General features: G+C 71.9%; 18 protein-coding genes. 5 read left to right on the forward strand and 13 right to left on the reverse strand.

The features are described 5' to 3' along the window. The first annotated feature begins 13 nt into the window (after positions 1 to 13). A complete protein-coding gene (locus tag ACZ69M_RS44625) occupies positions 14 to 1,030 on the forward strand; it encodes a PLL family lectin (protein ID WP_470059287.1) in 1,017 nt (338 codons plus the stop codon). Between the two features lie 157 nt (positions 1,031 to 1,187). Here ACZ69M_RS44625 and ACZ69M_RS44630 read toward each other — a convergent pair whose 3' ends face one another. The 5 genes from ACZ69M_RS44630 to ACZ69M_RS44650 form a co-directional block, all read right to left on the reverse strand. Continuing rightward, the gene (locus ACZ69M_RS44630) at positions 1,188 to 3,314 is read right to left on the reverse strand and encodes a 3-hydroxyacyl-CoA dehydrogenase NAD-binding domain-containing protein (RefSeq protein ID WP_470059288.1); all 2,127 of its coding nucleotides are present in this window, start codon (positions 3,312 to 3,314) and stop codon (positions 1,188 to 1,190) included. Beyond that, on the reverse strand, positions 3,311 to 4,537 hold the full coding sequence (locus ACZ69M_RS44635; protein ID WP_352048059.1) for a thiolase family protein: 1,227 nt from the start codon (positions 4,535 to 4,537) through the stop codon (positions 3,311 to 3,313). The genes ACZ69M_RS44630 and ACZ69M_RS44635 overlap by 4 nt, the downstream gene beginning before the upstream one ends. A 255-nt stretch (positions 4,538 to 4,792) precedes the next feature. Next, positions 4,793 to 6,070 (reverse strand): ribonuclease D, encoded by a 1,278-nt coding sequence (locus tag ACZ69M_RS44640; protein WP_470059291.1) that lies wholly within the window; start codon positions 6,068 to 6,070, stop codon positions 4,793 to 4,795. A 122-nt stretch (positions 6,071 to 6,192) separates the two neighbouring features. Then, the gene (locus ACZ69M_RS44645; protein ID WP_054234007.1) at positions 6,193 to 6,855 is read right to left on the reverse strand and encodes a response regulator transcription factor; all 663 of its coding nucleotides are present in this window, start codon (positions 6,853 to 6,855) and stop codon (positions 6,193 to 6,195) included. Positions 6,856 to 7,200: 345 nt separating this feature from the next. Then, positions 7,201 to 7,827, reverse strand: a complete 627-nt coding sequence (locus ACZ69M_RS44650; protein WP_470059453.1) for a DUF3000 domain-containing protein — start codon at positions 7,825 to 7,827, stop codon at positions 7,201 to 7,203. A gap of 204 nt (positions 7,828 to 8,031) precedes the next feature. Here ACZ69M_RS44650 and hemE point away from each other — a divergent pair, with 204 nt between their 5' ends. After that, entirely contained in the window at positions 8,032 to 9,102 is a 1,071-nt protein-coding gene (hemE, locus tag ACZ69M_RS44655) for a uroporphyrinogen decarboxylase (RefSeq protein ID WP_470059293.1), read from the forward strand. Positions 9,103 to 9,156: 54 nt separating this feature from the next. Here hemE and ACZ69M_RS44660 read toward each other — a convergent pair whose 3' ends face one another. Continuing rightward, positions 9,157 to 9,975, reverse strand: a complete 819-nt coding sequence (locus ACZ69M_RS44660; protein WP_470059295.1) for a rhomboid family intramembrane serine protease — start codon at positions 9,973 to 9,975, stop codon at positions 9,157 to 9,159. A gap of 124 nt (positions 9,976 to 10,099) precedes the next feature. On the opposite strand from ACZ69M_RS44660, the gene ACZ69M_RS44665 reads away from it, so the two are divergent. Then, positions 10,100 to 10,435 (forward strand): hypothetical protein, encoded by a 336-nt coding sequence (locus ACZ69M_RS44665; RefSeq protein ID WP_082417462.1) that lies wholly within the window; start codon positions 10,100 to 10,102, stop codon positions 10,433 to 10,435. 21 nt (positions 10,436 to 10,456) lie between these two features. Here the strand turns inward: ACZ69M_RS44665 and ACZ69M_RS44670 are convergent, their stop codons facing one another. Together ACZ69M_RS44670 and ACZ69M_RS44675 are read right to left on the reverse strand one after the other, a co-directional pair. Then, positions 10,457 to 11,845 carry an FAD-dependent oxidoreductase gene (locus tag ACZ69M_RS44670; protein ID WP_470059297.1) on the reverse strand — a complete coding sequence of 463 codons (1,389 nt, stop codon included), beginning with the start codon at positions 11,843 to 11,845 and terminating at the stop codon, positions 10,457 to 10,459. 27 nt (positions 11,846 to 11,872) lie between these two features. After that, positions 11,873 to 12,859: a DUF4349 domain-containing protein gene (locus ACZ69M_RS44675; RefSeq protein ID WP_470059299.1), complete on the reverse strand. Its 987-nt coding sequence runs from the start codon at positions 12,857 to 12,859 to the stop codon at positions 11,873 to 11,875. Positions 12,860 to 13,038: 179 nt separating this feature from the next. Here ACZ69M_RS44675 and hemG point away from each other — a divergent pair, with 179 nt between their 5' ends. Continuing rightward, positions 13,039 to 14,499, forward strand: a complete 1,461-nt coding sequence (hemG, locus tag ACZ69M_RS44680; protein WP_470059301.1) for a protoporphyrinogen oxidase — start codon at positions 13,039 to 13,041, stop codon at positions 14,497 to 14,499. 4 nt (positions 14,500 to 14,503) lie between these two features. Continuing rightward, positions 14,504 to 15,235: a hydrogen peroxide-dependent heme synthase gene (gene hemQ / locus ACZ69M_RS44685; RefSeq protein WP_470059303.1), complete on the forward strand. Its 732-nt coding sequence runs from the start codon at positions 14,504 to 14,506 to the stop codon at positions 15,233 to 15,235. On the opposite strand, the gene ACZ69M_RS44690 is transcribed toward hemQ, so the two are convergent. From ACZ69M_RS44690 to ACZ69M_RS44710, 5 genes are all read right to left on the reverse strand, one after another. Beyond that, the gene (locus ACZ69M_RS44690) at positions 15,236 to 16,900 is read right to left on the reverse strand and encodes an alpha/beta hydrolase (RefSeq protein WP_470059305.1); all 1,665 of its coding nucleotides are present in this window, start codon (positions 16,898 to 16,900) and stop codon (positions 15,236 to 15,238) included. Positions 16,901 to 17,020: 120 nt separating this feature from the next. Beyond that, entirely contained in the window at positions 17,021 to 17,809 is a 789-nt protein-coding gene (locus ACZ69M_RS44695) for a TIGR04222 domain-containing membrane protein (RefSeq protein WP_470059307.1), read from the reverse strand. A 121-nt stretch (positions 17,810 to 17,930) separates the two neighbouring features. Next, positions 17,931 to 18,686 (reverse strand): DUF4142 domain-containing protein, encoded by a 756-nt coding sequence (locus tag ACZ69M_RS44700; RefSeq protein WP_470059309.1) that lies wholly within the window; start codon positions 18,684 to 18,686, stop codon positions 17,931 to 17,933. 282 nt (positions 18,687 to 18,968) lie between these two features. Continuing rightward, positions 18,969 to 20,330: an MbnB/TglH/ChrH family RiPP precursor modification enzyme gene (locus tag ACZ69M_RS44705; protein WP_470059311.1), complete on the reverse strand. Its 1,362-nt coding sequence runs from the start codon at positions 20,328 to 20,330 to the stop codon at positions 18,969 to 18,971. 187 nt (positions 20,331 to 20,517) lie between these two features. Further along, positions 20,518 to 21,306, reverse strand: a complete 789-nt coding sequence (locus tag ACZ69M_RS44710; RefSeq protein WP_470059313.1) for a DUF4142 domain-containing protein — start codon at positions 21,304 to 21,306, stop codon at positions 20,518 to 20,520. Positions 21,307 to 21,417 lie beyond the last annotated feature (111 nt).

Genomic DNA, 21,417 nt, shown 5'->3' on the forward strand with positions numbered 1-21,417 from the left:
TTAAAGTGAACCGGTGAACGGCGAATGGCTCAGACGCGGTCGTGACGGCAGGCTCAGTGTGTACCTGCTGTCGGGCACCGCCGTCCACTGCCGGGCGGAGCGCGGCCCCGGCGGCCCCTGGGACCCACCGCGCACCGTCGGCGGCGAGCAGCGCCTGCACCCGGTCCTGGCCGTCGGCCAGGGCGCCGACGGCTACGCCCATCTCGTCTCCTGGCGCCCCACCGTGCCCGGCGAGTCCGGGCTCGTGCACACCACGCACTACCGGCCGCGGCTCGCCGCGCTCGACTGGCACTCGATCGGGCACCCCAACAAGACGGGGGACCGCACCGGTACGCCGGCCGTCGCGGTCGACGCGCAGGGACGCGCCCACGTCTTCGTGCGCAACAAGGGCGGCGGGGTCAGCATGGTCGCCCAGAAGGAGAAGGGCGGCTGGGATCCGTGGCGCGACCTCAAGGGCAGTGGCGTACGGGAGGATCTGGCGGCCGTGACGGGGGAGTCAGGGCTCGTCGAGCTGTACGCGGTCGTGGCGGACGGGATCGCCCACTGGCGCCAGGAGGAGCCGGGCAAGCAGCCGGTGCTCCAGGAGTCCCTGGAGACACCGGTACGTCCGGGCACCCTCCGCGCCCTCGCCACGTCCCCCTCCGCCACCACCCTGTTCTTCACCGACGAGGCGGGTGACGTGTGCGCGTGGCGCCCGGGCACCAAGCCTGTCGCCGTGCTCGCGTCGGCCGGTCCCGGCCCCGTCTCGGCGATCCGCTGTGAACTCGACGGCTACGACTGCACGTTGCTCGCGCAGCGGTCGGCGAGCGGTCGCGTCGTCTTCGCCGCGTATCCCACCGAGCAGGAGGCGGCGGGGGCGTGGTGGACCGAGTCGGGTCCCGGGCTTCCCGTCGGGGCCGAGGTGTCTCTCGCCGAGGACGAGGACGGGCGCGTGGTGGCGGCGACCCTGGCCCCGGGCAGCGAGGAACTCCTCCTCACCCGACGCAAGGACGAACCGGGCTTGGCCCTGGAGGCCTGGCACCCGCTGTAACAGAAACCGGGGGTGTGCCGGCCGCGCAGTTCCCCGCGCCCGTTTAGGGCGCCGGCGCGCATCTTGCGGCCCGTCCTGCGTTCGAGGACGAGGGAAACGACGGGTGCCCCGTACGCCGCGTTGGCGTACAGGGCACCCGGCGGACACAGCGGAGCGCTTACGCGGGGACGGAAGCCACCCCGGCGTCCAGGAACCGCTTGCCGGTCACTCGCTCGGAGACGCCCTCACGGTCCAGGTACGGAGTGATCCCGCCCAGGTGGAAGGGCCAGCCGGCACCGGTGATCAGGCAGAGGTCGATGTCCTGGGCCTCGGCGACGACACCCTCGTCGAGCATCAGACCGATCTCCTGGGCGACCGCGTCCAGGACACGGGCCCGCACCTGCTCCTCCGTGAGGACCACGTCGCCCTGCTTCAGGAGCGCCGCGACCTCGGGGTCCAGCTCCGGCTTCCCGGAGTCGTACACGTAGAAGCCGCGCTTGCCCGCCTTGACGACGGCCGCGAGGTTCGGGGAGACCGTGAAGCGGTCGGGGAAGGCCCGGTTGAGGGTCTCCGAGACGTGCAGACCGATCGCGGGGCCGACCAGTTCGAGCAGGACCAGCGGAGACATCGGCAGACCCAGCGGCTCCACCGCCTTCTCCGCGACCTCGACCGGCGTGCCCTCGTCGATGACGTTCTGGATCTCGCCCATGAAGCGGGTGAGGATGCGGTTGACGACGAACGCCGGGGCGTCCTTCACCAGCACCGCGGTCTTCTTCAGCTTCTTGGCGACGGCGAAGGCGGTGGCCAGCGAGGCGTCGTCGGTCTGCTCGCCGCGCACGATCTCCAGGAGCGGCAGGATCGCGACCGGGTTGAAGAAGTGGAAGCCGACGACCCGCTCGGGGTTCTTCAGCTTCGACGCCATCTCCGTCACCGAGAGGGAGGAGGTGTTGGTGGCGAGGATCGCGTGCGCCGGGGCGACCGCCTCGACCTCCGCGAACACCTGCTGCTTGACGCCGATCTCCTCGAAGACGGCCTCGATGATGAAGTCGGCGTCGGAGAAGCCCTCGGCCTTGTCCAGGACACCGGTCACCAGCGCCTTGAGGCGGTTGGCCTTGTCCTGGTTGATGCGGGACTTCGCCAGCAGCTTGTCGATCTCGGCGTGGACGTAGCCCACACCCTTGTCGACGCGCTCCTGGTCGATGTCCGTGAGGACGACGGGTACTTCGAGGCGGCGCAGGAAGAGCAGGGCGAGCTGCGAGGCCATCAGGCCCGCGCCCACGACGCCCACCTTGGTGACCGGACGGGCCAGGCTCTTGTCCGGCGCGCCCGCGGGGCGCTTGCCGCGCTTCTGGACCAGGTTGAAGGCGTAGATGCCGGAACGCAGTTCGCCGCCCATGATCAGGTCGGCGAGGGCGATGTCCTCGGCGTCGTAGCCCTTCTGCAGGTCGCCGTCCTTGGCCGCCGCGATGATGTCGAGGGCGCGGTACGCGGCCGGAGCCGCCCCGTGCACCTTGCCGTCGGCGATGAACCGGCCCTTGGCGACGGCCTGGTCCCAGGCCTCGCCGCGGTCGATCTCGGGACGCTCGACCGCGATGTCGCCCTTGAGGACGGACGCGGTCCAGATCAGCGACTGCTCCAGGAAGTCGGCGCCTTCGAAGAGGGCGTCGGCGATGCCGAGGTCGAAGACCTGCTTGCCCTTGAGCTGCTTGTTCTGGTTGAGCGAGTTCTCGATGATGACCGAGACGGCCTTGTCGGCGCCGATCAGGTTCGGGAGCAGTGTGCAGCCGCCCCAGCCCGGGACCAGACCGAGGAAGACCTCGGGGAGGGAGAAGGCCGCGATGGCCTTCGACACCGTGCGGTACTGGCAGTGCAGACCGACCTCGACGCCGCCGCCCATCGCCGCGCCGTTGTAGTAGGCGAAGGTCGGGACCGCGATGCCCGCGAGGCGCTTGAAGACCTCGTGGCCGCCCTTGCCGATGGCGAGCGCGTCGTCGTGGTTCTTGAGGAGCTCGACGCCCTTCAGGTCCGCGCCGACCGCGAAGATGAACGGCTTGCCGGTGACGCCGACACCGACGATCTCGCCGGCCGCGGCCTCCGCCTCCACCTGGTCGATGGCGGTGTTGAGGTTCGCCAGCGACGCCGGGCCGAAGGTGGTCGGCTTGGTGTGGTCGAAGCCGTTGTCAAGGGTGATGAGCGCGAAGCGCCCGGCACCGAACGGCAGGTCGAGGTGGCGTACGTGCGCGGACGTCACGACCTCGTCGGGGAACAGCTCGGCCGCACCCTTCAGGAGTTCAGCGGTGCTCACTTGTTGCCTCCGGCGTCCTTGTGGTGCGGGTTCTCCCAGATCACCGTGGCGCCCATGCCGAAGCCGACGCACATGGTGGTGAGGCCGTAACGGACCTCCGGCTGCTCCTCGAACTGGCGGGCCAGCTGCGTCATCAGACGTACGCCGGAGGAGGCGAGCGGGTGACCGAAGGCGATGGCGCCGCCGTACTGGTTGACGCGCGCGTCGTCGTCCGCGATGCCGTAGTGGTCGAGGAAGGCCAGCACCTGGACGGCGAAGGCCTCGTTGACCTCGAAGAGGTTGATGTCCTCGATGGACAGACCCGCCTTGGCGAGGGCCTTCTCCGTCGCCGGGATCGGGCCGTAGCCCATGACCTCCGGCTCGACGCCCGCGAAGGCGTACGAGACGAGCCGCATCTTCACCGGCAGGTTGTGCTCGCGGGCGAAGTCCTCGCTCGCGATGATCGAGGCGGTGGCGCCGTCGTTCAGACCGGCCGCGTTGCCGGCGGTGACCCGGCCGTGCACGCGGAACGGCGTCTTGAGCCCGGCCAGGTTCTCCAGCGTGGTGCCCGGACGCATCGGCTCGTCGGCGGTGACCAGGCCCCAGCCGGTCTCACCGACCTCCGCGTTGGTGTTGCGCACCGAGATCGGCACCAGGTCCTGCTGGATCTTGCCGTTGGCGTACGCCTTGGCGGCCTTCTCCTGCGAGCGCACGGCGTACTCGTCGGCGCGCTGCTTGGTGATGTGCGGGTAGCGGTCGTGCAGGTTCTCGGCGGTCATGCCCATGAACAGGGCGGACTCGTCGACCAGCTTCTCGCTGACGAACCGCGGGTTCGGGTCCACGCCCTCGCCCATCGGGTGGCGGCCCATGTGCTCGACACCACCGGCGATGACGGCGTCGTACGCACCGAAGGCGATGGAGCCCGCGGTGGTGGTGACGGCGGTCAGCGCGCCCGCGCACATGCGGTCGATGGAGTAGCCGGGGACCGACTGCGGCAGCCCGGCGAGGATGCCCGCGGTCCGCCCCAGGGTCAGACCCTGGTCACCGATCTGCGTGGTCGCGGCGATGGCGACCTCGTCGATCTTCTTCGGGTCGAGGCCCGGGTTGCGGCGCAGCAGCTCCCGGATGGCCTTCACGACGAGGTCGTCGGCGCGGGTCTCGTGGTAGATGCCCTTCGGGCCCGCCTTGCCGAACGGGGTGCGGACGCCGTCGACGAAGACGACGTCCCTGACGGTACGAGGCACGATGGCTCTCCTCCAGATGCGGGATGGCACTGCTGCGCGTCGCACGCGACTGAGCGCGCGCTCACCCCGTCATGCTACTTGCGAGTAACCACCCTGCCCAGTCCCGACGACGGGAGCGGCGAACGTCACATCCGCCGATCGTCCCCGCTCGGGCACGGACATCGTCTCGATCTCCGGCCCGTTCCTCTGTGCGCCATCCGGGGATCTTGGCGTGATCTCGCCGTCGCTCTTCCCTTCAAGAACCCCTTCAGGCGACTACGCACCCTTAACGGCCAGCGCATCCACCAGTACCGGTGTGACCAACTCCACCTGCCACGCCCGAGCCCCGTACCCGGCGAGCGCGGCCGAAACCGACTCGGCGTCGGCGCCGGCCGGCGGCTCCCAGCACACCCGCCGCACCGTGTCCGGAGTGATCAGGTTCTCCTGCGGCATGTTGAGCTGCTCGGCCAGCGCCGACACGGCGGCCCGCGCCGCGGAGAGCCGGGCGGCGGCGGCCGGGTCCTTGTCGGCCCAGGCGCGCGGCGGCGGAGGCCCGGTGACGGGCTGCCCCGGCTGCGGCAGCTCGGCGTCCGGCACTGCCTTCGCGCGGTCCACGGCGGCCTGCCACTGCTCCAGCTGGCGCCGCCCCATCCGGTGCCCGAACCCGTTCAGCGCGGCGAGCGCGTGCACATTGGCCGGAAGGGAGAGCGCGGCCTCCACGATGGCCCCGTCCCCCAGCACCTTGCCGGGCGAGATGTCCCGGCGCTGGGCGATCCGGTCCCGGGCCTCCCACAGCTCCCGTACGACCGCCATCTGCCGACGGCGGCGCACCTTGTGCATCCCGGATGTCCGGCGCCAGGGGTCCTTGCGCGGCGGCGCGGGCTCGGCCTGCGCGATCGCGTCGAACTCCTGTCGGGCCCAGTCCAGCTTGCCCTGCCGGTCGAGCTCCTTCTCCAGGGCGTCGCGCAGGTCGACGAGCAGTTCCACGTCGAGCGCGGCGTAGCGCAGCCACGGCTCCGGGAGCGGGCGCGTGGACCAGTCGACCGCGGAGTGCCCCTTCTCCAGTACGAAGCCGAGCACGCTCTCGACCATCGCGCCCAGGCCCACTCGGGGGAACCCGGCCAGGCGTCCGGCCAGCTCGGTGTCGAAGAGCCGCGTCGGCACCATGCCTATCTCCCGCAGACACGGCAGGTCCTGGGTGGCGGCGTGCAGCACCCATTCGACGCCGGAGATGGCCTCGCCGAGCCCGGAGAGGTCGGGACAGGCGACGGGGTCGATCAGCGCGGAGCCGGCGCCCTCGCGGCGCAGCTGCACCAGATAGGCGCGCTGGCCGTATCGGTACCCGGACGCGCGTTCGGCGTCCACGGCCACGGGGCCGGAGCCGGCGGCGAAGGCCGCGATCACCTCGGCGAGCGCGGTCTCGTCGGCGACGACGGGCGGAATGCCCTCTCGGGGCTCAAGCAAAGGGATCGGCGCCGATTCGACGTCGTCCGGAGGGCCGCCTCCGGTGGTTCGCAGTGAGCTGTCTTCTGCGGTCTCTTGGGCGTCGGTCACCTGTCAAGGGTATCTGTGTATGGACCACGCCCGCCGACGGAACGTTCCGTCGGCGGGCGTAGGAGGGTCGTAAACCAGTCAGGTCGGTGAATGTTCCGGTCCGGTGGGGGTGTGTCCCCGTTTCAGTGGATGATCCCCGTCCGCAGGGCGACCGCCACCATCCCGGCGCGGTCGCCCGTGCCGAGCTTGCGGGCGATGCGGGCGAGGTGGCTCTTGACGGTCAGCGCGGACAGGCCCATGGAGACGCCGATGGCCTTGTTCGACTGGCCCTCGGCGACGAGCCGGAGCACCTCGACCTCTCGGCCGGAGAGCTCGCGGTAGCCGCCCGGGTGGCTCGGGGCACCCGGGGGGCGGCGGTGCATACGGGCGGCGGCCGAGCCGATCGGCGCGACACCGGGTCGGGTGGGGAGCCCGACGTTCGTACGGGTGCCGGTGACGACGTAGCCCTTGACGCCGCCCGCGAGGGCGTTGCGCACGGCACCGATGTCGTCGGCGGCGGAGAGGGCGAGGCCGTTGGGCCAGCCCGCGGCTCGGGTCTCGGACAGCAGGGTGAGCCCGCTGCCGTCGGGCAGGTGGACGTCGGCGACACAGATGTCGCGCGGGTTGCCGATTCGGGGACGGGCCTCCGCGACGGACGACGCCTCGATGACGTCGCGCACTCCGAGCGCCCAGAGGTGGCGGGTGACGGTGGATCGGACCCGTGGGTCGGCCACGACCACCATGGCGGTCGGCTTGTTCGGGCGGTAGGCGACCAGGCTTGCGGGCTGCTCGAGGAGAACGGACACCAGGCCTCCTGGGGGTGCGGGACGGGGACCGGCTGTGGGGATGAAGCCGGGGCGAACCGTGCTTTCAAGGTCACAGACGTCTTCGGCATCAAACCCGTCCGCCTTTAGAGAATGATCACGATTTGGTGAGTAATAATCCGTTCAATTCGGACACGCGATCGATCATCCGAAGATCGAACCGAGTCGTTCCCTGTCGCGACACGGCTGAAAGTGGCCGTATCGACAAAACCTCGGCAAGGAACTCGGCAAAGGGCGCGGCGTTCCGCGAGGTCGAAAAGGGCGCCCGTTCGACGTGACACGGGCGCCCCGGAAGACGGAGGAGCGGAAAAACGAAGGAAGCTGCGTTCAGCGGGACTGCGGACCCCGGCGCTGCGGGAGGGTCACCACCGAGCCGTCGCCGGGCCCCGCCGGGGGCAGGCCCGCGATCTGGCAGAGCAGATCGCACCAGGCGGCGAGGTGCGCGGCCGTGTCCGGTACGCCGCCCAGGCCCTCGCGGGGCGTCCAGGAGGCCCGGATCTCGATCTGGGACGCGGCCGGGCGCTCGGCCAGCCCCCCGAAGTAGTGCGAGCTCGCCCGGGTGACGGTGCCGCTCGGTTCGCCGTACGACAGGCCGCGGGCCTGCAACGCGCCGGTCAGCCACGACCAGGAGACGTCGGGGAGCAGTGGGTCGGCCGCCATCTCCGGCTCCAGCTCCGCGCGGACCAGCGTCACCAGCCGGAAGGAGCCCTGCCAGGCGTCGTGCCCCGCCGGGTCGTGCAACAGGATGAGCCGGCCGTCCGCCAGGTCCTCGTCGTCGGCGACGACCGCGGCCTCCAGCGCGTACGCGTAGGGGGCCAGGCGCTGTGGTGGGCGCGTCGGGTCGATCTCGATCTCGGACCGCAGCCGCGCGGCCCTCAGTGCGTCGACGGCAGCCCGGAAGGGTGGCGGATCCGTCTCCCTCGCATCCTGGTCCCCCTCCTTGGCATCGTCCATTTCGCCAGCGCCGTCCGACAGTCGTCCCTGAGCCGCAGCCATGCGGGGAAGATTAAGGGGAACGGAGCCCGCGCGCAGGGAGAGACACCCGTGCGCAGGACCACTGTCCGGATCGTGCCGCGCGAAAGCGCAGGCGGGAGCGCCCCGCTCGCGGCGCCGGAGCCCGGCACTTGCGGGTCCGCGGGGCGTGCGAGACTTTCCGTCGTGAGTGCCAATGACCGCCCCGCCACGGGCCAGCCGCCGACAGCCACGTACGAGTCCGCCTTCCTGAAGGCTTGCAGGCGTGAACCCGTGCCCCACACCCCGGTGTGGTTCATGCGGCAGGCCGGTCGCTCGCTGCCCGAGTACCTCAAGGTGCGCGAGGGCATCGCGATGCTGGACTCCTGCATGCGGCCCGAGCTGGTCACCGAGATCACCCTCCAGCCCGTACGCCGGCACCACGTGGACGCGGCGGTCTACTACAGCGACATCGTCGTCCCGCTGAAGGCCATCGGCGTCGACCTCGACATCAAGCCGGGCGTCGGCCCGGTCGTCCAGAACCCGATCCGCACCCGCGCCGACCTGGCCCAGCTGCGCGATCTGACCCCCGAGGACGTCTGGTACGTCACCGAGGCGATCAAGCTCCTGACGGCCGAGCTCGGCGAGACCCCGCTCATCGGTTTCGCGGGCGCGCCTTTCACCCTCGCGAGTTACCTCGTGGAGGGCGGTCCGTCCAAGAACCACGAGCACACCAAGGCGCTCATGTACGGCGACCCGCAGCTGTGGGCCGACCTGCTCGACCGTCTCGCCGAGATCACCTCCGCCTTCCTGAAGGTGCAGATCGAGGCGGGCGCGAGCGCCATCCAGCTCTTCGACTCCTGGGTCGGCGCCCTGGCACCGGCCGACTACCGGCGCTCGGTGATGCCCGCGTCCGCCAAGGTCTTCGAGTCCGTGGCCGGGTACGGCGTGCCGCGCATCCACTTCGGCGTCGGCACCGGCGAGCTGCTCGGCCTCATGGGCGAGGCCGGCGCGGACGTCGTCGGCGTCGACTGGCGCGTCCCGCTCGACGAGGCCGCGCGCCGCGTCGGCCCCGGCAAGGCGCTCCAGGGCAACCTCGACCCCGCCGTCCTCTTCTCCACCACCGAGGTCGTTGAGACCAAGACCCGCGAGGTGCTGGACGCCGCCGCCGGTCTCGAGGGCCACGTCTTCAACCTCGGCCACGGCGTCCTGCCGAGCATGGACCCGGACGCGCTGACCCGCCTCGTGGAGTACGTCCACCAGCAGACCGCGCGCTGACCTCCTACGGGAGACGGCCCACGGGGGACGACGCACGCTCCGGCGCCGCCCGCCTCACCAGCTGTGCCGCGCCTGTCTGCCGAACAGCAGGCTGCGCGGTTCCGGCGGGGGCGGGGTGCCCGGGCGCAGTGGCCAGGCCAGCAGCATCCCCACGAGGAAGCCGACCACGTGGGCTTCGTACGCCACGGTTCCGGCGGTGGAGACGCCGCCGCCGGACGAGTACACCGCCTGCAACGCGAACCAGAAGCCCAGCACCATCCACGCGGGCAGTCGCAGCGGCAGGAAGACCAGGAACGGGACGAGCACCCAGACCCTGGCCCTCGGATAGAGCACCAGATAGGCGCCGAGGACTCCGGCGATCGCTCCGGAGGCGCCGATCAGCGGGTCGCTCGAGTCGGCGTTGAGGTACGCGAAGCCGTACGCGGCCGCGTAACCGCACGCCACGTAGAACACCGCGAACCGCACATGTCCGAGGCGGTCCTCGATGTTGTTGCCGAAGATCAGCAGGAAGAGCATGTTGCCGAGCAGATGCAGCCAGCTGCCGTGCAGGAACATCGCGGTGAGGACCGAGAGCGGCGGCGACTTGTCGTACGTCGGCGGCCCCACGAGGCACCCGGGGCCGCCTGCTCCGACGCCGACGTCGCCGGTCGGGACCAGGCGGGGCAGTCGGTGGTGGACCAACTCCTGCGGCACCGCGGCGTAGTGCTCCAGGAACGCGTGCAGATGGCACAGCTGGGAGAGCCCGCTGTCACCCGCCACCGATCCCGCGAGGCCGGGCGTGTAGAGGAACACCAGAACATTGGCGGCGATCAGCGCATACGTCACATAGGGCGTGCGGCGCACCGGGTTCACGTCATGGACGGGGATGACCACGAGGAACTAGTGCCCGGGATACGCCGGGTGAATCCGTGAACGGCCCCGCCCCCGTATCCGTATGTCTCCTCAACCGCCCGCGCCGCGACGAAGACGCGACGCGAGAGACGTGAGGACACAGGCGATGAACGACCGAGTTACTCCTCCGATGCATGCCCTGCCCGACGGTGAGGCGGAAATCGCCCTGGTGCTGCACCTCCCCTGGGAGGATGTCGCCGCGCTCGGCCAGGAGGCCGGACGGCTCGCGGCGCGCATGCAGCGGCCGGTGACCCTCGACGAGGCCGTCAGCCACCGACTGCGCTCCGCGCGGTCGGCCGCCCACGCCAAGCCGCCCACCACGCAGCCCGCGGCCGTCACCGCCTCGGCGTCGGTGTCCTCGCTTCCGGCGCGGCCGCCGGCCGAGCAGGCGCGGCAGGCGATAGACCGGATCAACGGGAACGCCGGACACGAATCGGCGTAGGGGCGCCGTGGGGCGCCCCTCTTACGCGGCGTTCTTGCGTACCGCCGTCACCGCCTTGCGTGCCGCCACCAGGACGGGGTCCCACACCGGTGAGAACGGGGGCGCGTAGCCCAGGTCCAGGGATGTCATCTGTTCCACCGTCATGCCCGCGGTCAGCGCCACCGCGGCGATGTCGACCCGCTTCGCCGCGCCTTCCCCGCCGACGATCTGCACGCCGAGCAGCCGCCCTGTGCGGCGCTCGGCGAGCATCTTCACCGTCATGAGTTCCGCGTCCGGGTAGTAGCCCGCGCGGCTGGTCGACTCGATGGTGACGGCCTCGAACCGCAGGCCCGCCCGGTCCGCGTCCTTCTCGCGCAGCCCGGTGCGGGCGATCTCCAGATCGCAGACCTTGCTCACGGCCGTACCGACGACACCGGGGAAGGTCGCGTACCCGCCGCCCACGTTGGAGCCGATGACCTGCCCGTGTTTGTTGGCGTGTGTGCCCAGCGCGATGTGCCGTTCGCGTCCCGAGATCAGGTCGAGCACCTCGACGCAGTCGCCGCCGGCCCAGATGTTCTCGTGCCCGCGCACCCGCATCGCCAGGTCGGTGAGCAGCCCGCCGTGGTCGCCGAGGGGGAGTCCCGCGGCCCGTGCGAGCGTGGTCTCGGGGCGTACGCCGATGCCGAGCACGACCACGTCCGCCGGGTACTCCGCGTCCTCGGTGGCCACCGCGCGGACCCGGCCCGCGTCCCCGGTGAGGAGCTTGGTGATCTCGGCGCCGTTGACCATGGTGATGCCGAGGTTCTCCATGGCCGTGTGCACCAGGCGGCCCATGTCGGGGTCGAGGGTGGACATCGGCTCCTTGCCGCGGTTGACGACCGTCACCTCGTACCCGCGGTTGATGAGCGCCTCGGCCATCTCCACGCCGATGTAGCCCGCGCCGACGACCACCGCGCGACGGCCCTCGGTCGTCGCCAGGGTGTCCAGGAGGGCCTGGCCGTCGTCCAGGGTCTGCACGCCGTGCACGCCCGGAGCGTCGACGCCCGGCAGGTCGGGGCGGATCGGACGGGCGCCGGTGGCGATCACGAGTTTGTCGTACGAGGTCCACTCCTCGGCCCCGGTCTCGAGGTCGAGCGAGCGGACGCGGCCCCCGTCGACATCGATCTCCGTGACCTCGGTGCGCATCCGCAGGTCGATGGCGCGCTCCCGGTGTTCCGCCGGGCTCCGGGCGACCAGCCGGTCCCGGTCGGGGACGTCGCCGCCCACCCAGTACGGGATGCCGCAGGCCGAGTAGGAGCTGAAGTGACCGCGTTCGAACGCCACGATCTCCAGCTCGTCGGGCCCGCGCATCCGGCGTGCCTGCGACGCGGCGGACATGCCCGCCGCGTCACCCCCGATCACGACCAGTCGCTCCATACGGCTCATGCTCATGCGAACACGCTACGGGGACCGGGCATTTCAGTCCTCGTCGTCACCCTCTTCGCGCACCGGCGGCGCCACCGGCAGCGAACCCGCGCCCGCGGGAGCCGCTTCGGCCCCGGGCAGGCGCGGCCGCCCCGTCCGGGCGAGCCGCAGCCACAGGGCCAGCAGGAGCCCGGCGCTCAGCAGGAACGGGAGCACCACGCCGAACACCACGGCGATCCAGCGCAGCATCGTGACGAACGCGTCCCAGCCGCCCGTCAGCGCGTCCACGAAGCCAGGCGTGTCGGACTTCTTCGCGGCGTCCTTCAGCGGGGTCTCGGAGAGGGAGAGCGTGATGGTGGCCAGGCTGGTGCGGTCCTTCAGGGACGCCTGCTGGGCGAGCAGGGCGTCCAGGTCCGACTCACGGGAACTCAACTCGCCTTCCAGGGCGACCACATCGCTGAGCTTGGTGGCCCGGTCCATCAGCTCGCGGACCCGGGCCACGCTGACGCGCTGCGACTTGACGCGGCTCTCCACGTCGACGACCTGGTCGGTGACGTCCTGCGCCTTCGCCGTCCGCTCGACGACCTTCCCGGTGCCCTCCAGAGCGGAGAGCACCGCGTCGTAGCGGTCGGTGGGCACACGCAGTACGGCCCGGGTGCGCTCGCGGCCCCCGCCGTCCCGGGTGGTCGTCTCGTCGCCGACGTAGCCACCCGCGTCGACGGCCGCGGTGCGGGCCGAGTCCAGTGCCTTGGGCACATCCTTGACCCGCAAGGTCAGCGAGGCGGTGCGGATGATGTGGCTGCCGGCCGGCACGGATGTGCCGGTGACCTTGGACGGTTTGGTGGACTGTGCGCCGCCCGCGCCCGAGGCGACGCCGTCCGCCGCGCCCGAGCGGGCGTTCTCGGCGCCCGGCGCGGCCGCCTTGTCGGCGCTGGAGGCGGAGCCACCGCCGGCGGCGCCGCAGCCCGTCACCGCGAGGGCGGCGGCGAGGACCATCCCGGCGAGAACCGGGCCGGTTCGTGCGGAACGTCGAGTGTGCATGTGGGCGTACCCCCGTGGCCGGTGACTGCTGACCTTCCTTCGACGCCGGGGCCGGGCGCGACGTTTGCCGGATCCGATCGCGATGCGGTCACGGTCGGGACTCGCGCAGGACACCGCCGAACGGGCCGACGGCTCCGGGTCCCGGCGGGCCTGTCAGCGGGGTCTGAGAAGGTGGAGGCATGCGCGCACAGGACAGTCGTACGGATTCGGGACAGGTCGTCGTCATCGGGGGTGGCATCGCCGGTCTGGCCGCCGCCCACCGCCTGCTCGACCGCGGCGCGCGGGTGACCGTCCTGGAGGCGTCGGACCGCGTCGGCGGCAAGCTGCTGCCCGGCGAGATCGCGGGCGCGCGCGTCGACCTCGGCGCCGAGTCGATGCTCGCCCGCCGCCCGGAAGCGATCGCGCTCGCCCGCGAGGTGGGCCTCGCCGACCGCCTCCGGCCGCCCGCCACCGCGACCGCCTCCCTGTGGACGCGCGGCGCGCTGCGCCCCATGCCCAAGGGCCACGTCATGGGCGTGCCCGGCACGGCCGCCGCCCTCTGCGGAGTCCTCTCCGACGAAGGCCTGGCCCGCATCGAGCGCGACGCCGAGCTGCCCCGCACGGAAGTCGGCGACGACGTGGCGGTGGGGGAGTACGTGGCGGCACGCCTCGGCCGCGAGGTCGTCGACCGCCTGGTCGAGCCCCTCCTGGGCGGCGTCTACGCGGGCGACGCGTACCGCATCTCGATGCGGCTGGCCGTCCCCCAGCTGTTCGTCGCCCTCGGCACCCATGTCTCCCTGACGGAGGCGGTCCGCGAGATCCAGGCGAAGGCGGCCGCTGCCCAGCAGACCGGACCGGTGTTCATGGGCATCGAGGGCGGAGTGGGCCAACTCCCGCTCGCGGTCGCGCGGTCGGTGCGCGCGCGGGGCGGCGAGATCCTCACCGGCGCCCCGGTGACGGAGCTGCGCCGCGCCGCGGACGGCGGCTGGCGGGTGGTGGCCGGGGGACGTGTCCTGCACGCGGACGGGGTCGTCGTCGCGGTGCCTGCGGGCGCGGCCGCCGCCCTGCTGAGGGCCGAGGCGCCCGCGGCGGCCACCGAGCTGGCCGGTGTCGAGTACGCCTCCATGGCGTTGGTGACGCTTGCCTACCGCCGCGCGGACATCACCCTCCCCGAAGGGAGCGGTTTCCTGGTGCCGCCGGTGGACGGCCACACGATCAAGGCGTCCACCTTCGCCTCCCAGAAGTGGGGCTGGATCGCCGAGGAGAACCCCGACCTGCTCGTCCTGCGGACCTCCGTCGGGCGGTACGGCGAGACGGAGGTGCTGGGCCGCGACGACGCCGACCTGGTGGACGTCTCGCGGCACGACCTGCGCGAGGCGACCGGCCTGGCCGCCGAGCCCGTGGCCACCCGGGTGACCCGGTGGGACGACGGCCTGCCGCAGTACCCGGTCGGGCACCACACGCGTGTGGCCCGCGTCCGCGAGCACGTGGCCAAGCTCCCGGGGCTCGCCGTCTGCGGCGCGGCGTACGACGGGGTCGGCATCCCCGCGTGTGTCGCGAGCGCGTACGCCGCCGTGGACCAGCTGGGCGGCGACCGTGCCGGACTGGAGGCGCTGAGGGCGAACCCGGTGCAGAGTCTGCACGGCGGAGCGGGAGAATAGCCTCATGAGTGACGACGCCCCCACCACCGAGTCCGGCAGGGTCCCGAACAAGGGCAAGCTGGCCAAGGACCTCAACGAGGTCATCCGCTACACCCTGTGGTCCGTGTTCAAGCTGAAGGACGTGCTGCCCGAGGACCGCGCCGGCTTCGCCGAGGAGGTCCAGGAGCTCTTCGACCAGCTCGCCGCGAAGGACATCACCGTCCGCGGCACGTACGACGTGTCGGGGCTGCGCGCCGACGCCGACCTGATGATCTGGTGGCACGCCGAGACCAGCGACCAGCTCCAGGAGGCGTACAACCTCTTCCGCCGCACCAGGCTGGGCCGCGCCCTGGAGCCGGTCTGGTCGAACATGGCGCTGCACCGCCCCGCCGAGTTCAACCGCTCGCACATCCCGGCGTTCCTCGCCGACGAGACGCCGCGCAACTATGTGAGCGTCTACCCCTTCGTGCGCTCCTACGACTGGTACCTGCTGCCCGACGAGGACCGCCGCCGCATGCTCGCCGACCACGGCAAGATGGCCCGCGGCTACCCGGACGTGCGCGCCAACACGGTCGCCTCGTTCTCCCTCGGCGACTACGAGTGGATGCTCGCGTTCGAGGCCGACGAGCTGTACCGCATCGTCGACCTCATGCGCCACCTGCGTGCCTCCGAGGCCCGCATGCACGTCCGCGAGGAGGTCCCGTTCTACACCGGTCGCCGTAAGTCCGTGGCCGAGCTGGTCGCCGGGCTCGCCTGATCAGGGAGCCTGGCGGGTCGTCTTCGCGTCCTCACGGGCCTGTGCGTTGTGCCGGGTGGTCTTGTCACCGCCCGGCGCCGTCGGCTCCGGCTCCGGCTCCGCGTGCGGGGCGCACGCCGCGCGCCGCTCCGGGAGGCGGCCCTCCAGCAGGTAGGCGTCCAGGTAGCCGTTGACGCACTGGTTGGGTCCGCCCGCGATCCCGTGTGTCCCGGCGCCGTTCTCGGTCACCAGGACCGAGCCGGACAGCCGCCGCTGGAGCTCCACCGCACCCTCGTAGGGCGTCGCCGCGTCCCGCTCGGCCGCCAGGATCAGGACCGGCGCCAGCGCCCCGGGCAGCGTCCGCACATCGAGGGGCTTCTGCCGCGACACCGGCCAGTACGCGCACGGCAGGTTCATCCACACGTTGTCCCAGGTCTCGAACGGTGCCACGCGCGCGAGCCGAGTGTTGTCCCGGTCCCAGGTACGCCAGTCCGTCGGCCAGGACGCGTCGTTGCACTCCACGGCCGTGTACACCGCGTTGCCGTTCTCCGCCTCGGCCGACGCCTCCGGATGCGGCCCGGCCTGCTGGATCAGCGGCTTCGGGTCGCCCTTCAGATAGGCGGACAGCGCCAGGGCGCGCTTGGGCCAGTAGTCGTCGAAGTACCCCGCCTCCAGGAACGCGCCCTGCAACTGACGCGGCCCCACCTTGCCGCCCGCGGGCGCCGCGGCGAGCCGCGCCCGCGCCTTCTCGTAGTTGTGCAGCACCGCTTGGGCCGTCGTGCCGAGCGCGTACTCCTTGTCGTGCCTGGCGATCCACGCGCGGAAGTCCGCCCAACGGGCCTCGAACGCGGCCGACTGGTCGAGGTTGTTCCGGTACCAGATCTGCCGGGGGTCGGGGTTCACCGCCGAGTCGAACACCATCCGGCGTACGTGCGAGGGGAAGAGCGTCGCGTACAGGGCGCCGAAGTACGTGCCGTACGAGGCCCCCATGAACGTCAGCTTCCGCTCGCCCAGCGCGGCGCGCAGCACATCGAGGTCGCGGGCGTTGTTGAGCGAGGTGTAGTGCCGGATGCCCTGCCCGGAGCGCTTGAGGCAGCCGCGGGCGTACGCCTGTGCCTCCGCGATGCGCTCCTTCTTGTACGTCTCCGAGGGGTTCGTCGGCGACTGCGCGGGCCCCTTCAGGAAGCGCTTCGGGTCCTCGCAGGACAGCGGGGCCGAGCGGTCCACACCGCGCGGGGCGTAGCCCACGAGGTCGTACGCCGCCGCGATGCGTTTCCACTCGGGGAGGAAGCCGATCAGCGGGAAGTACATGCCGGACGCGCCCGGGCCGCCCGGGTTGTAGACGAGGGAGCCCTGACGCGGCACCTTGTGCTTGGAGTTGCGCAGGTCCTTGCCGGTGGCGCCGGCGCGGCTGACGGTCAGCTCGATCTTCTTGCCGTCGGGTTGCGCGTAGTCCAGCGGCACGGTGACCGTGCCGCAGCGCATCTCGACCGGGAAGTGGTCCGCCTTGGGGCACGTGCCCCAGCGGATGCCGGCCGTCGCGGCGCGGGCGGCGGCGACGACGGTGCCGCGCGCCTCGAGGGCCCCCGCGGGGTCCGGCCAGGCCGCCGCACCGCCCGCGGGGGCGGCGACGAGGCCGCTCAGAAGCAAGGACCCGGTGGTTCCGTACAGGACGGCAGCTCTCATCGCGTATCCCCTTCGGCGCACGGCAGCGACAAAAGGGATGTTTGGTTCGTCAGTTGATGAAGTAAAGCACCTGGTGCCGGTGTCGGCCCCAATGACCCCTATGCGCCCCCTCGGGCGCCGTCAGCGCTGCCGCTCGGGGCTTCGGTCGCGGTGCGCGAAGGCCGCGCGCAGCTCCGGCTCGCCGACCGCGCGGACGCCGCGTACGGCGACCGAGGTGAGGTACGTACGGTCGTCGCCGGTGGCGTCGGGGTGCCGGGCGAGGGTGCCGAGCAGCCGCTGTCCGGCAGGGGAGGCCCAGCGTGTGTACGGGTGGACCTCGATGCGGGCGATGGCGAGGCAGCTCACGGTGAGGATGAGCGGCAGCGAGAACCACACGGCGATCGGCACGTCGTTCTCGCTCACCCGGGACTGGGAGGGCATCAGCACGGCGACGGCGCCGAGCGCGAGGACGGCCGCGGCGGCGGCCTGGACCTGGCGGATGGCGCTCGCGACGGTGGTGCGGGCGCCGTCGGGCACGGCGAGGCCCGCGGCGACGAGACGGTCGGCGAGGCGGTGCACGGAGTCCGCGGCGGCCGTGCTCGCCCGTACGGGCGCTATCCGGGACTGCCCCTGCGGACCGATCGCCCCTATCACCGAGCGCTCCATCTCGTCGCGACCGCGCGGGTCCACGACGGTCGCCCAGCCCGTGTGCGCGAGCAGCAGCCGCCGCTGACGGGCCATCGACACCAGGGTCAGATCGGCGACCCGGGCGGGGCCGCCGGACAGGAACGCCGCCTCGTACAGCGTGAGGTGGTGTCCGCGCGCCGCGTCGGCGTCGACCGCCGCCGCGCGCACGGCGGCCAGGCACAGCCGAGTGCAGGAGATACCGGCCGCGGCCCAGGCCAGGAGCAGGAGAAGGACCCAGAACATGGCGTGTTTCTACGCGAGGAGTCCAGGTCGGCGCCACGGTATGCCCACGATATGGACGGAGCGTTGTGGCTCTGTGACGTTCCGGTGCCCGCCGAGGCGCTCCCCAAGGGGCGCCGCGGTGCTAGCTCTTGGGGCGGGACGCGGCCGGGGGCAGCGGATAGGTTCCGGACGGGGTGACGGGGACGGGGCTGTCCGGGGATTCGGTGGGACCCGGCGGGGCCGGGGAAGCCGTCAGCGGGGGCGGGCTCGCGGTCGCGGCGTCCTGGGCGAGGGCGTCGAAGTCCACGTACCCGGTGGCTTCGAGGACCTTGATGTGGTCGAGCACGGTGGTGTTCGCGTCGTCGGCGAGGTCCCGTACCAAGGAGTTGCGGGTGTTCGCGCGGACCTGGGCGACGACGGAGAAGACCTTGCCGTGCGCCCTGCGCAGGATGTTCGCGAACTTCCGGTCGTAGTCCGTGCCGTGCGCGGCGTCGAGCGTGGCCAGCCAGCCGCGCTGCTGGGCGTTGGGCTGGTTCGGGAGTTCGAGTCCGAGCCGTGCGGCGACGTTCCGGACGCGCGCGTCGAGGAACGTGTGGCCCTCGACGAGGTGCGCGCCGGCCGTCTTCACGGCCTGGGTGGTGCCCCGCTCCTCGGCCTGCTGGCCGGCGGGCAGCTCCCACAGCCCGGCGAGCCGGACCTTGGTGATGAACTCCCGGTCCAGTGCGGACAGCGGACCGAACTGTGTCGACACGGACTGGGCGTTCAGGGTGTCCAGGCCGGTGCCGGCGCGGTCCGCGTACGACCAGATCGGAAAGATCAGGGCGGCGAGGGTCGCGGTGAGGGCCGCGATGATGAGTCCTGTCCCACTGACCAATCCGGTGCGGTTGATGGATCGCATGGTGCCTCCTGTTGCGGCACCGCACGCTAGTGCGCTACGGCTGCGGGTTGGCATATTACTTCGGGCGCTACGCCAACTGCCGTACGGTGAGAAAGGGTTGTGGGGTGGGAGGAAGGCGCCGAATGGGGTAGTTCGACCGGAGTCCAGACCGTCAGGAAACCCTGGAAAACGGACGTGGGATCCGGTCCGGCGGGGACCGGTGTTAACCCCGGCACACTCTGCCGGGGCGAGGCACTACGGCGCGCGTAGGAGTGCGCGTCGGCTCCGGTGACGCGGGCGGGGTCAGCGGCGCAGCAGTACCCGTCGGGTCGCGCGGGCCAGCCGGGCCGTGGGCCGCTGCGAGGGCGGGGTCGGGCCGGACCGCTCCAGCCACCACGCACGCAGGCGCCGCCGTGTCTCCGCGTCCTCGGGGTGCCCCGCGAGCAGCGTGTACTCGGCGAAGTCCAACGCGTCGCGGCGGTACCCACCGCTCATCGGATGCCCGCCCGCGTACGCGAGGAACGCCGGCCGGTACGCGTCCCCGAGGATCGCCGGCAGCTCCACCGCCACCTTCGCGACGACGTCCGCCCGCTTGGCCGCGAGCGCCCGCGCCTGCACACCCAGCCGCCCCCGGTCGAACCCTTCGGGCACGGGGGTACCCGCGACGAGCGCGGACAACAGCGCGGCCTGCCCGAGCGCAAGCCGCTGCCGCGTGCCCAGGGCCACGTCGGCCGCGTGGCTCCCCGCTGCCCCGGGGGTGTCGCTCGCGGTGGCGGCGGCCTCACCGGAGTACGGGCCTGCCGGGGTTTCGGACGGCGTCACGACCCGTGCCCGTGCCTTCGTCAGGGTGACTCCGATCGCCCCGAGCTCCCTCTCCAGTTCGCCCGGGTCCGGGAAGTTCTCGTCGCGTTCCAGGAGGACCCCCGGTGGCATCACACGGGAGGCGAGGTCGGCCAGGATGTCGAGGACCTGCCGGGGGACGGGGTGGGCGTGGCTGTCGTGCCAGACGCCGTCCCGTTCGAAGCCGCCGGCGACATGGACGTAGGCGATGGCCTCGACGGGGAGTTCGTCGAGGGCCTTCGAAGGGTCCTCGCCCCGGTTGACGTGGTTCGTGTGGAGGTTGGCCACGTCGATGAGGAGGCGTACGCCGGTGCGGTCCACCAGGTCGTACAGGAACTGCCCCTCGGTCATCTCCTCCCCGGGCCAGGAGATCAGCGCGGCGATGTTCTCGACCGCGAGCGGGACGGGCAAGGCCTCCTGCGCGATACGGACGTTCTCGCACAGCACGTCGAGGGCGTCCCGGGTGCGGGGGACCGGCAGCAGGTGCCCGGCCTCCAGCGAGGGCGACGCGGTGAGCGCGCCCCCGGCCCGTACGAACGCGATGTGTTCCGTGACGAGCGGCGAGCCCAGCGCCTCGGCCCGCTCCGCGAGGGCGGCGAGCCGGGACTCCTCGGGCCGGTCCGCGCCGCCGAGGCCGAGCGAGACCCCGTGCGGCACCACCGTGACGCCCCGCTCACGCAGCCGCAGCAGCGACTCGGGAAGATGCCCGGGGCACAGGTTCTCCGCGACGGCCTCGACCCAGTCGATGCCGGGCATGCGCTCCACGGCCTCGGCGATCTCCGGCCGCCACCCGATTCCCGTCCCCAGCCGCCTCGGCTGTGTCATGTCGCCTCCTCCGTCACCGCTCGAACCCCGGCTGCTGCGACCCCGGCCGCTGTCTCCTCACGACGGACCCGTGTTCCGGCGTGACGGAGTCATGGCCCCGGGAAGCGGGGCCGAACCCATGTCGCCGGACGTTCAGAGCAACATTTGAGGTTCCGCCGGCGCCCCCAGGCGCCGACGGCCGCACCGGCTACCGCAGCACGTTGTCCGGATCCGAGGGCTCCGGCCGGGCGGTGTTGACCTGTCCCGGCGGCGCGGGCGACGGACTCGACGTGGCGACGACGCCGTCGGCCGGCTGCACCGGCGGCGCGGAGGGCGCCGTGACGCCGGCGGCCGGGGCCGGGGGACCGGTCGGGCTCGCGGTCGACAGGGCGGCCGTGTCGTTGGCGATGGCGTCGAAGTCGACGCTTCCGGTCTTCTCCAGGATGGTGATGTGGTCGAGCACGGTCTGGTTGGCGTCCGTGGCCAGCTGCCGGACCAGCGTGTTGCGGGTGGAGTTACGGACCGCGCCGATCGCCGGGAAGATCTTGCCGTGTGCGGCCCGCAGCAGGTTCACGAACTTCCGTTCGTATTCCGTGCCCGCCGCCGCGGTCATCTCCTGCAGCCAGCCCTGCTGCTGCGCGTTCGGCTGGTTCGGCAACTCGACATTGAGCTGGGCCGCGATGACCCGCACCCGCTTGTCGAGGTCGGTGTGGCCGACGACCAGGTGATCGCCGACCTCCTTGATCGCCTTGTTGGGGGCCCGCTCGAGCGCCTGCTGTCCCGCCGGCAGTTCCCAGAGCCCGGCCAGCCGCACGCGCACGATCAGATCGCGGTCGGCGGCGGACAGGGGTCCCCACTGTGTGTTCACCGTCCCCGCCGCGAGATTCGCCTGCCCCGTGCCGGCGCGGTCGGCGTACGACCACACCGGGAACGCGAGCGCGCCGACAGTGGCGGCGAGCGTCGCGATGACGAAGGCGGAACCATTGATACGCCGCAAAATGAGCCTCCCGGGGAAACCAACTGGTCGTTGGAAACCTGTACTTGGCCAGCGACGTGAAATACGTGCGGGACACCGGGAATGTTCAAGCGCGATTAAAGCGAACCCTCG

Source organism: Streptomyces sp. NPDC107454 (assembly GCF_055582885.1).